At 43.8% G+C, this 3,482-nt stretch carries 3 protein-coding genes and 1 rRNA gene; 3 read left to right on the top strand and 1 reads right to left on the bottom strand.

The window, feature by feature from the left end:
* Positions 1-83 (top strand): 23S ribosomal RNA (locus ACQCN2_RS22395); the annotation flags it as partial.
* 293 nt (positions 84-376) lie between these two features.
* The gene (locus tag ACQCN2_RS22390) at positions 377-1,594 is read left to right on the top strand and encodes a chromate transporter (RefSeq protein WP_426931185.1); all 1,218 of its coding nucleotides are present in this window, start codon (positions 377-379) and stop codon (positions 1,592-1,594) included.
* A gap of 103 nt (positions 1,595-1,697) precedes the next feature.
* On the opposite strand, the gene ACQCN2_RS22385 is transcribed toward ACQCN2_RS22390, so the two are convergent.
* A complete protein-coding gene (locus tag ACQCN2_RS22385; protein ID WP_426931184.1) occupies positions 1,698-2,699 on the bottom strand; it encodes a hypothetical protein in 1,002 nt (333 codons plus the stop codon).
* 301 nt (positions 2,700-3,000) lie between these two features.
* Between ACQCN2_RS22385 and ACQCN2_RS22380 the strand changes: the two genes are divergently transcribed.
* On the top strand, positions 3,001-3,482 hold a 482-nt coding region (locus ACQCN2_RS22380; RefSeq protein ID WP_426931183.1), incomplete at its 3' end, for a C40 family peptidase.

Raw genomic sequence — 3,482 nt, 5'->3', positions numbered from 1 at the left:
AGACGATGAGGTTGATAGGTTCGGTGTGGAAGTGCGGCAACGCATGGAGCTGACGAATACTAATCGGTCGAGGACTTATCCACGTCCATTATCCTTAAAGCAATGTTGAACCGTTATCCAGTTTTCAAGGAATAAAGAAGGCTGATCAATCTATCTTTTATGAAGATAAATTGATCAGCTTTTTTGTTTTTCTTAAACAAATCCAAGTGGATAACATGAGGCTAATTCTAAGGAATCGGCCATAATATTTTCTGAATGCGATTAATGGGATAAATGAAAAGGTGTTAGCCGATAAATTAACGAAGTATTAGAGTAAATTGGGAATGGGACGTGAAGTTAAAAGAAAAGGAAGGGAGAAAGGAGGAAAACCTGTTAAATGAAAAATGAAAGTACTGAAGTAACGGGGGAAAACAGAACGGATTGCACCAGTTTATTTCGAAGGCTACTTGAAGTGTTGTGGGTTTCCACAAAGTTAGGAGTAACATCGTTTGGAGGACCAATCGCTCATCTTGGCTTTTTTCATGATGAATATATTAAACGAAGAAGGTGGTTGGATGAGCGAACCTATGCTGATTTAGTGGCATTGTGTCAGTTTTTGCCCGGACCGGCCAGCAGTCAGGTTGGAATGGGAATTGGAATAATGCGTGCGGGACTTTGGGGAGGAGTTTTTGCTTGGATTGGCTTTACCCTTCCTTCGGTGATTGCTTTAACCATATTTGCCTTATTTCTTAAAGAATCACACGTGGCTGATTCCGGGTGGATACACGGACTTAAAATAGTGGCTGTGGCGATTGTGGCTCAAGCTGTATGGGGAATGGCAAGCAAGCTTACACCCGATCGAAATAGGGCCACGATGGCCGTAATTGTTATGGGGATCACGCTGCTTTGGCAAACAGCTATCAGTCAAATTGCCCTAATCATCGTGGCGGGAATAATGGGTCTATTCCTTTATCGTGGGACTCAGCAAGCTGAGCTGCCGGAATTGAACATATCGATACGTCGTTCTGTTGCGGTGATTAGTTTAGTTGCATTTTTTGCGTTGCTTGTGCTGCTTCCTGTCATGCGAATGCTAACTTCTTCTCAATGGTTAGCGGTTTTTGATAGTTTTTATCGGTCAGGTTCCTTGGTGTTTGGTGGGGGACATGTTGTTTTACCGTTGCTGGAAAGAGAAGTGGTTCCAGTTGGGTGGCTGACGAAAGAGCAATTTCTTGCAGGTTATGGTGCAGCACAAGCAGTTCCAGGGCCATTATTTACGTTTGCAGGATACTTAGGCGCGATGATGGGAGGGTGGTCAGGGGCCTTAATAGCCACTATCGCGATTTTTCTTCCCGCCTTTTTACTGGTTGTGGGAACATTGCCGTTTTGGGATTCACTGCGAAAAAGGCCTAAATTCCAAGGCGCGCTTACGGGCGTAAATACGGCTGTTGTTGGAATTTTGCTGGCCACTCTTTACAACCCGATTTGGACCAGCTCTATCTATGGGTCAAAGGATTTTGTGCTGGCTGCTGTGTTGTTTAGCTTACTCGTTTTCTGGAGGACACCTCCATGGGCAGTTGTACTTGCCGGCGCAGTCGGAGGTTTCGTTATATTGTGATACACAAAGTGATACATGCTAATGGATATAGGATGACAAATGAAAAAATAAGCAAGAAAAAGTCCCGACGAATTGTTTCATCGGGACTTTTCTTATTGTGTTTTTAAAGGGTAAACAACTGATCGACTTTACTGCTTAATCCTTTCCAAAACTCGGAGATATTCGGTTTCGGATTCCCGATGTTGCTGATGCTAGGATCTCCTGGCTCATAAATAACATCCTCGTTCGCATTAATAATGGCTAGGTAATCTTTAACGATCTGCGCGGTATGGGTGTCAGGATGTTCTTGGACGAGCTTCTCATAGCTTTGTTTCACTTGGGGGAGAAGCCGCAACGTGTTCTCATCAATTGCTTCGTATCGATACTCATGAATATATTGGTTCAAGTAGTTGAAGTATAGAGTTTTCATTTCCACTTTTTTTAACCCGTTTGGGAATGTAGTCAGATAATGCTCGGTATGCAACAGGCGATCTGCCAGCTCATTACGCGAAATGGTGAGCCCCCCGTCCTCCATCGAGTTCTGATTGGCCTCCACGGTCTGGATGGAAAGGTACTCTTTTAAATCCTTGGATAGATAGGGAGAGTAAGCCTTATTCAACGCATCGTAGTCCACTCGCCAATAAAAGTCCCCGTCTCGGTTATCTAACGTAAGCTTGCTGGATACCTGACTGAGCATCCATAGCTTTAACGCATCGTCGTTTTCAATTTTGGTGAAATCGTAGGGGTATTCAAGCGCGTTTAATTTTTCGGCGGTACCCGGCTGAATCAACCGTTTGGCAAGCTGGTCGTTTACAGCAGGTACGTACTGCTCATAATAGTGTTCGAGAATCAAGAACATCTGGTCCGCCGTTTTTTCATTCACATGGGCCATGTTGGTATCCAGGGCCGAGATGATTTGACGGGCATCTTTTGCTTGGGGGGCGATTTCCTTCAACTGGTTTATTAAGCCATCATCAGGCTCAGACGCTTGATCAGATGAAGATGAGGTTGCGCTTGTCTGCTGAGTTTTCGGCGTCGCGCTGGAATTTTGATCATGGGAACTGCATCCTGAAAGTAGAAGGATAAGTAGGATGAGAGATTGGGCTATAAACCCCAGACGAATCATAATTGCATTTCACTCCTTTATATCTTCAACCATCATACCATTTGAGCAGATAGAAAAAACCTCCCTTCTTCCTTTTTACAAGATGATCCAAAAAATGAGTTGGAGTAAACTTCCTCACGAATTAGGACAAATGCCACGTTTCAAATTGAAATTGAACAGTTTTACAGGGAGAACATGTAGGACTATGTAATCAAATGCATAATTGGTAATATTTTTAGGGTTATCTTGTTCGCCAATTTGGAATTAAGATGGAAAAGTACCCAATTTGAGGGGAAAACCATCACAGCCAGGAGGAAACAAGATGACGAAACAGCAATGGTTAAAAAAGTCAACAATGGCCGTCATGCTCGGTACATCCCTGTTGATGTTTGTTGAAGCTGGACAAGCTGCTGCTGCACAGCTGGATACGACAGCAGTCGTTAAAAGCGCATATGATTTAATGGGGAAACCTTATAGTTCTGGAGGAAATGGCCCGTCCTCTTTTGATTCTGCTGGTTATGTTGCCTATGTCATGAAGCAGATGGGTGTTCAAGTAGATGACACGATCTCCGCTCTGCAAAAAGCAGGAAAAAGCGTATCCAAAAGTGAGCTACAACCAGGAGATATCGTTTTCTTCCATTCAAGTTCTACATATGTCGGAGTTTATGTTGGCAATGATAAATTCTTATATTGCTCCCAAAGCAAGGGTGGCGTTGTCGAGCAAAGCTTCAAGGCAGTTGAGAAGTATTTTACAGGAGCGCGTCGGGTAAGCACGCCAACCTCGGGAACAACACCGAGTACTGG

The organism is Brevibacillus ginsengisoli, from assembly GCF_050113715.1.
GTDB lineage: Bacteria > Bacillota > Bacilli > Brevibacillales > Brevibacillaceae > Brevibacillus_H > Brevibacillus_H ginsengisoli.
Note: the sequence above shows the minus strand (reverse complement) of the source record. Positions and strands in the feature narration are given on the sequence as shown.

Coding starts and splice junctions, on each gene's coding strand:
- ACQCN2_RS22385 (WP_426931184.1), bottom strand. CDS start 2,699: ATGATTCGTCTGGGGTTTATAGCCCAATCTCTCATCCTACTTATCCTT.
- ACQCN2_RS22390 (WP_426931185.1), top strand. CDS start 377: ATGAAAAATGAAAGTACTGAAGTAACGGGGGAAAACAGAACGGATTGC.